The sequence below is a fragment of the Pseudomonas sp. Colony2 genome (assembly GCF_019382755.1).
GTDB lineage: Bacteria > Pseudomonadota > Gammaproteobacteria > Pseudomonadales > Pseudomonadaceae > Aquipseudomonas.
Genome location: NZ_CP080030.1, coordinates 184,698 through 192,385 on the forward strand (window position 1 = coordinate 184,698; position 7,688 = coordinate 192,385).

At 61.2% G+C, this 7,688-nt stretch carries 6 protein-coding genes; all 6 read left to right on the forward strand.

Annotated features, from left to right (window positions below):
• Positions 1–180 precede the first annotated feature (180 nt).
• The 6 genes from JV201_RS00810 to JV201_RS00835 all read left to right on the forward strand — a co-directional run bounded on the left by JV201_RS00810 (position 181) and on the right by JV201_RS00835 (position 7,412).
• Positions 181–873, forward strand: a complete 693-nt coding sequence (locus JV201_RS00810; protein ID WP_177117234.1) for a hypothetical protein — start codon at positions 181–183, stop codon at positions 871–873.
• Positions 874–1,222: 349 nt separating this feature from the next.
• A complete protein-coding gene (locus tag JV201_RS00815) occupies positions 1,223–3,811 on the forward strand; it encodes an autotransporter outer membrane beta-barrel domain-containing protein (RefSeq protein WP_219406380.1) in 2,589 nt (862 codons plus the stop codon).
• Positions 3,812–3,899: 88 nt separating this feature from the next.
• Complete coding sequence (locus tag JV201_RS00820) at positions 3,900–4,493, forward strand: hypothetical protein (RefSeq protein WP_008433680.1); 594 nt, start codon at positions 3,900–3,902, stop codon at positions 4,491–4,493.
• A 74-nt stretch (positions 4,494–4,567) separates the two neighbouring features.
• The gene (locus tag JV201_RS00825; protein WP_219406381.1) at positions 4,568–6,229 is read left to right on the forward strand and encodes a VWA domain-containing protein; all 1,662 of its coding nucleotides are present in this window, start codon (positions 4,568–4,570) and stop codon (positions 6,227–6,229) included.
• Positions 6,230–6,255: 26 nt separating this feature from the next.
• Positions 6,256–6,816 carry an RNA polymerase sigma factor gene (locus JV201_RS00830; protein WP_003218160.1) on the forward strand — a complete coding sequence of 187 codons (561 nt, stop codon included), beginning with the start codon at positions 6,256–6,258 and terminating at the stop codon, positions 6,814–6,816.
• Positions 6,813–7,412 (forward strand): hypothetical protein, encoded by a 600-nt coding sequence (locus tag JV201_RS00835; RefSeq protein ID WP_177020613.1) that lies wholly within the window; start codon positions 6,813–6,815, stop codon positions 7,410–7,412. Before JV201_RS00830 ends, JV201_RS00835 begins: the two co-directional genes overlap by 4 nt.
• Positions 7,413–7,688 lie beyond the last annotated feature (276 nt).

Below are 7,688 nucleotides of genomic sequence, written 5' to 3' on the forward strand. Positions count from 1 at the left end.
GTCAGGTCGCCAAACCTGAATCGCCATATGGGCGACGGCCCGGACTATAAGCCCGCACCCAAACCCACGCAAGGCAGCAAAGTACTGGCCCAATCACAAGGCCTCATGTCTTCACCCCCATTGCCGACACACTGGCGTTGATTAAACGCATCCACCCACCACCAACATTAAAGGACTGATGTGAAAAACCTTCTCCTGGTTCTCCTCTCCACCCTCATCCTCGGCGGCTGCGTCAGCCAGCCCCTCACGCCCGAGCATCGTGCGCAGGTCAAGACGGTCAAAGTGCTGCCCGTAAAATGGGAAAAGAACATGGTCTACATGGGCCGTGAACAAGCCTGGGGTGCGGCCTTGGGTGCCGGGCTTGGCGCGGGCGTCGGCATGGCCAGCGGCGCGTCCAAGCTGGGCACGGCAGCCTTGAGCGGCGCGGGGTTTGCCGCCGGCATGAAGGCGGGGCAACTGGCCGAGATGTCGACGCCTGCGGCGATTCTCACGGTGATGGACGTCGAAAATATCGACTTGGGTGTGTTGCTCAAGCAGGCCTTCATTGATGCCTTGGGTAAGACGTCATCGCTCAAAGTGGTGGGTGACGACGAGCCGGCCGATGCGCAGATTCAACTGACGGTAGGCGAGTGGGGCTTTCGCCTGACCCAGGGTTTCAGCAGCGTGGTCTACCCGACGCTCACCGTGGTGGCGCGCATGGACCGTGGCGACGAGATGCTCTGGCGCACGGTGGAGTCGATCACGCCGTTCAATGGCCAGAATGTCTACGGCTACACGCCGCTCACTTATCGCACTGATCCTGAGGCGTTGCGCCGCGCGTTGACGGGTATCACGCAGATCTCCGGGAGTTATCTGGTGAAGGAGCTCAAGTAGACCAGCGAGAGGTCGCCGCGTGGCTTGCGGTGGCTGATCCTGACGCGAGCAGTTTGATAGAACCCGCCGAGCACCTTGAACATTTTGTATATCCCATTGTCTTTACCCCGCCCACCCGCAACCGGTCGGGCTGCATGGACTGCAGCGTTTTCAAATGACATTAAGGATTAATGTGAACCTCGCCCCCCAAGCCTCTTTTCTGTCACCGCCCGCTGTGGTGCACAGGCGCGCGCCTGCGTTTCAGGAAGGCACCCTGGGGGAATGCATTCGGATCAATTGATCCCTCGCTTAGTACACCTACTGCCGCCGGGCCTATTGGCGGCTTTTAATGTAGTTCATGGAGTTTGAAATGAAGCGTAAGCAGTTCCAGAAAAGCCTGTTGGCACTCATGGTCGGCGCAATCAGTACGCAAGCGCTGGCGGTGGAATTCGACCTGGGGCAGGGCAAGAACATTTGGGTCGGCGAGACCTTTAATGAGTCATTGATTATCAACGGGACGTTCTCCGAAGTAGTGGTGCCGACCACCACCAACCCTGCCGGACTGGGTGTGGCCAACACCACTATCCAGGGTTCGTTGATCAACCGTGCCGACATCACTCTGGATTCCCAGGGCGCCGCCATCCGTGCGATTGCCCTGGACCCGCTGTTCTGGTCGGGCCCGCAGAACCTGAGCCCGGGAACTGTCACCGGGGACGTGGTCCAGGCGGGCAACATTCTTATGAAAAATGGGGGTTACGAGGGGCTTGAGATCGGCGCGACGACCATCGGTGGAAGTGTCATCAACTCCGGCACCATCCGTTCCACGCTGCCCCTGAGCCCGCCGGCTTCACCTTCCTACGTGGATGGCGGTGAAGGCATTTACCTGCATGGCACCACCATCGCCGGCGACGTCTCGAACACCGGTGTGATCGACATGAACGGTGATTACGCCATCGGCCTGATCCTCGACCGCCAGAACAATCTGGGGACCACCGTCGGCGGCAAAATCCTCAACGCCGGCACGCTCAAGGCGACGGGCGAGGGCGCCTGGGGCATCGAGGTGGAAACCGACACCAACCCTCTGCGCATCGAAAACAGCGGCCTGCTTTCTGCCAACGGCAATGACGCCAAGACGGTGATGTTTCTAAACGGTACGGTCGACTACATCCTCAACACCGGCACCGTCGAGGCCACGGGCACCAACGCCAATGCCTTCGAGTTTGCCGGGGCAACCTTTGCCCAGAACAGCGCGACCGGCGCGCGCGGCATCGTTAACCGCGGCACGATCAGCGCCGATGGCACAGCGATTCATGTAGATGCCGCGGACCAGACCTCGGCGTTCGAGATCAACCAGCAAGCCGGCGAAATCCGCAGTAACGCCGGCATCGCCATCGACGCCGCCAACCTTGCCACGCTGAATTGGACCGGCGGCAAAATCACCGGCGACCTGCTCAACTTGAGCGCGGTGAATGTCGCAGGCCAGGCCGATTTCACCGGCAGCCGCATCATCGCGCCGGTATCGGTCAACTCGGGCTCGCTGAACCTGTCGGCGCCCGGTACTGCGATCACTGGCAACCTCAACGTTGCTAGCGGCGCAGGTATTGATATGCACCTGGCCGACAGCGTAGTGCCGACCACGCCGTACCTGACTGTCAACGGTGCAGCGAATTTCGCCCAGGCTTCGAAGCTGACCGTGAGCGCCAAGCCGGGCGACTTCGCCAGCACCAACAACGGCACTCAGTACACCCTGTTGCAAGCCACCAGCGTGCAAGACAATGGCCTGTCTGTGGCCAGCTCGTCCTCTCTGCTGAACGTGCTGAGCTACTCGGCCGACGCGCAAACGGTCAAGGCCGTGGTGGCGGTTAAAGACAACCAGCAAGTGCAGCAGGAGCTCGCCGCGGTGGGCGCCGGCGCTGCGTCAGCGACGGCGGTGAACACCTTTAAAAACGACGTACTGAGCGGACTCAATCAGAACGACCCAGTGTTCCAAACCCTGGCTGACGCCGGCACAGCACAGCAGCTTGCTCAGGTCAGCGAACAACTCAAGCCGGACGTCAATCGCGGCGCCCTGGACGTGGCGTTGTCGGGCCAGACCGTGGTCAACGGCGCGATCTTCAACCGCCTCACCGACCAGCGCGAAAGCCATCAAACCGGCGGCGTGTGGGTGCAGGGCCTGAGCAGCAACATGGACCAGGACGGGCGTGGCGGCAACAACGGCTACTCGGCCAACAGCAGCGGCATGGCCGTGGGTGTGGACGGGCGCTTGAACGACACCACCACGTTGGGCGTGGCTTACAGCTACCTTAACTCCAACATCCATTCCGACCTCGGCAACAAGACCGATGTGGAGGGCCATGCGCTGTCGCTGTACGGCAACTGGTCGCTGCAAAACTGGTTCGTCGACGGCAGCCTCAGCTATGGCCATAACGACAACGACAGCAAACGCCATATCGCCGGCACCACAGCCAAGGGCAGTTACGACAGCAATGTGCTGTCTGCCAGTGTGATCGGCGGCTACAGCTTCAAGCCGTCGCAGGCCGTGGTGATCGAGCCGCGCGTGGCAGCGCGTTACGCCAACGTGCGCATGGACGGTTTCAACGAGAAGGGCTCCTCGGCCGCGCTGAGCACCCAGTCGCAACGCTATGAAGTGGGCGAGCTGGGCGCTGGTGTGCGCTTGGCGGGCAACTTGCCCATGGGTGCCGGTAGCTTGCAGCCGGAAGCAACCTTGATGGCGTATCACGACCTGATGGGTGATCGCGTCGCACAAACCTCCAGCTATGTGCTCGGCGGTTCTGCGTTCACCGTCACCGGCGCTTCGGTGGCGCGTGACAGCTATGAAGCCAGTGTCGGCGTGAACTACCAGGTGTCGGACTTTACCGTGGGTGCCAGCTACACCCGCCAGGCCCGCAGTGGTTTTGATGCCGACGGGGTCATGCTCAAGGCGCGGTACGCGTTTTAAGTATTACGGCCGATAGAAAACGGCGTCGGGCTGCGGTTCTCCCACGTAGCCCGAGCCAGACTTTTAAATGTGCTCAAGGAAGTAACCCATGAAAAAGACCTCACTCTTAATCCTCGCCCTGGTCTTGGCCGGCTGCCACTCCACTGCCAGGAACTCCTCGCCAAGCCTGCTGACGGACGGCGTCCAGTTGCAGCAGAAAAAGGTCGAGGTGGACGCCGAACACGCCAAGGTCATCATGAAGGCAACCGGTTTTACCTATCCGGTGCAGTTCTCCGTACGCCGTAGTTCCGATGCAGACCAGCGACCGGAAATCCTCGGGACGGTGGTGGATTCCGGCCGTGGCAAGGTATTCGGCTGGATCGCCAAGATGAACGAAGTGGGCAACAGCGCCGTCGCCAAACGCTTCCCGCAGTTGGAAGTGCAGGCTGACCCGGGGCAGCCCTTTGAAGTGATCGGCGAGTCACGGGTCTACAACGCCAACTATGTCGGCCTCGTCAAAACCTATGTGTATGAGTGCGGCCCCATGAGTTCGACCTTCAAGCCTGAGAAGCAAAAGGTTTACCTGGTGGAATTCGTGATTATCGGGAAGGGCTGTGAGCAGCATGTGTATGACGTAACTGCGCCTAATGAGCGTGTCCCGGTGGCGACTGTGGCGGCGACAGGAAATATTCCGTCGCTCTAAGTTGCTTTAACCCGAATCGCCAGCCCCTTGCGTCTGACCTTGTGAACGGATCATTCATTCACGAGGTTCAGCCCATGTCCCGTCCTCTTCTGCTGTTACGCCCTGCCGCCCAAGGCTTCACCGTGACCCTGCTGGTGGCGCTTGCCGGGTGTGGGCTCTCTTCATCCCGTGACGTGGCCAAGCCCGCTGAGTCGGCGCCTGTCGTGGAGGTGCAAAGTGAGCCCGCCAGCGTCCAGGGGGCCATGGTCAAGCGGATGGTTGCGCCTGCACCGATGGCGTCGCGATTGGTCATGAACGACTCGATCGCCATGCAATACCAGACCGAGCCTCGGGAGCACTATCAGAACCTCCCGGACAACCCGATTCGCAGCGTTGCCGAAACACCGGTCTCCACCTTCAGCGTCGATGTCGACACCGGCAGCTATGCCAACGTACGACGCTTCCTCAATCAAGGCAGCCTGCCGCCCGAAGGTGCTGTGCGACTTGAGGAGATGGTCAATTACTTCCCTTATGACTACGCCTTGCCCACCGACGGCTCGCCCTTTGGCGTGACCACTGAAGTGGCACCGTCACCCTGGAACCCTCACACCCGACTATTGCGCATCGGCATCAAGGCCTCGGACCGCGCCGTGGCAGACCTGGCACCGGCCAACCTGGTGTTCCTGGTGGACGTATCCGGCTCGATGAATCGCCGCGAAGGCCTGCCGCTGGTCAAGAGCACCCTGAAATTGCTGGTGGACCAACTGCGCGACCAGGACCGCGTCTCGCTGGTGGTCTACGCCGGCGAATCGCGGGTGGTGCTCAAGCCCACCTCGGGCCGCGACAAAACCACGATCCGCAATGCCATCGACCAACTTACCGCCGGCGGCTCCACCGCAGGCGCGTCGGGGATCGAAATGGCCTACCAAATGGCCCGCGAAGGGTTTATCGACAAAGGCATCAACCGCATCCTGCTGGCCACCGACGGTGACTTCAACGTAGGCGTGAGCGACTTCGACAGCCTCAAGCAAATGGCGGTCGACCAGCGCAAAAGCGGCGTGTCCCTGACCACCCTCGGCTTCGGTGTGGATAACTACAACGAACACCTGATGGAACAACTGGCCGATGCCGGTGATGGCAACTACGCCTATATCGACAACCTGCGCGAAGCCCGCAAAGTGCTGGTGGACCAGCTCAGCTCAACCCTCGCCGTGGTGGCCCGGGATGTGAAACTGCAAGTGGAATTCAATCCGGCGCAGGTCAGTGAATACCGATTGCTGGGTTATGAAAACCGCGCCCTGAAGCGTGAGGATTTCAACAACGACAAGGTCGACGCCGGCGAAATCGGTGCAGGGCATACGGTGACCGCGTTGTATGAGATTGTCCCGAAGGGTGAACAGGGTTGGCTGGAGCCCCTGCGCTACGCATCGGCGGCCAAGGCTGACGGGAAAACTGATGAGTTGGCGATGTTGCGGGTACGCTACAAACCAGCGGAAGGCGGCGATAGCCGACTGATCGAACACCCGATCAGCAACCAGCAGAGCGGCAAACCCAGCGACGACCTGCGCTTCTCTGCCGCCGTGGCCGCCTTCGCCCAGCAACTCAAGGGTGATGGCCGCTACACTGGCAGCATGAGTTTCAAGGACACGGCCGCACTGGCCCGTTCCGCACGGGGCGACGACCCTTTTGGTTTGCGCGGCGAATTTGTGCAACTGGTCGAATTGGCCCAGAGCCTTCAGGCCCCGGCTAAACACTGATCCACCTCAAAGGAGTGCGCCACCTGATGGATTCACCCAGCGACGAAGCCCTGCTGTCCCGCTACCGCAGCGGCGACGGTGCAGCGTTCGAGGCCCTGTACGCGCGGCATCGACAGGGCCTGTACCGTTTTCTGGTGTCCTTGAGCAACAAGGCCGAACTGGCCGAGGAAGTGTTCCAGGACACCTGGCTCAGCCTGATCCGCAGCACCAGCGAGCCACAGGGGCGGGCGAGTTTTCGCACCTGGCTGTTCCAGATTGCCCGCAACCGCCTGATCGACCACTGGCGCAAGCACGGCATCCACAACCCGCTGCACGACAGCTACGATGAGCAGCTTCACGGCCAGCCCGACGACAGCGCCGGGCCTGAGCAACTGCTGAGCCTGAGCCGCGACCAGGCGCGCCTGGACAGCGCGTTGCAAGACTTGCCCGAAGATCAGCGCGAAGTGTTCCTGCTGCGCCTGCATGGCGAGCTGGAAGTGCCACAAATCGCCGCGCTCACCGGCGCCCCACTGGAAACGGTAAAAAGCCGCTTGCGTTACGCCCAGCAGAAACTGCGCCGACTGCTGGCCGAGGAGGTACCCGCATGACTGACCCCCGACATACCCAGGACTCGAACGACGAGCTGCTGATCGAGCATTTCCGTCAACACACCAGCGGCGAGCCGCCGGCTTCCCTGGACGCCTTCATCCTGGCCACCGCCCACCGTGAAGCACCGGTGCGGCAACCCGGCCTGTGGCAGCGTTGGTTACAGGCCTGCCAACGGCCGCGCTGGCAGATGGCGTTTGCTACCGTAGCGGGTGTGGCCCTGATGATTGGTTTGGTCACGCGCTCGCCGGTGCCGCAGCCGGAGTTATCCACAGGGACTTACGCGGCCGCCCCGCAGGAACTGGCTCGTCCAGCCCCGGCAGCCGCGCCGATGGCTCGATTCTCCGTGGCTCCGCAGGCTGACAGTGCGCCTCAGGTGCAGGCAGAAGTCGCGGGTTCGCTGGCGGATGAGCCGGTGGCGAAGATGAGCAAGCGCGCGGCTGTTGTGCTGCCGTCATTGGAGCAAGGGCTGCAGGAGATCCTGCGGTTGCGGCAGGCGGGAGAGGCCAAGGCGGCGGATGAGAAGCTGTTGGAGTTGCACAAGCGCTTTCCCAAGGAGGATCTGCCGGCGCGGTTGGAGGCGTTGAAAAATCCTTGAGGTGGAGGTCGCCAGCCGGTGGTTGACGAGAGACTTCCGGCCTTTATAATCATCGGCAACACGGCCCCTGTCGGTTGATGCGCTTCGGTGCAGCAATTGCTCAGGGGTTTTTTATTGCCTTGATTTTTTCGATTACCAATCGCGCTCCTGCCAGTGGTGATCCACTCCCATGCCCTCCAAATTCAGATCAAGGTGGGACAAGTCTGGAAAGTCATTCTCCAATAGTGCTTTCAGCCGTCGTCCCCAGCTTGATGACGCATTGATGACCTTCATCAA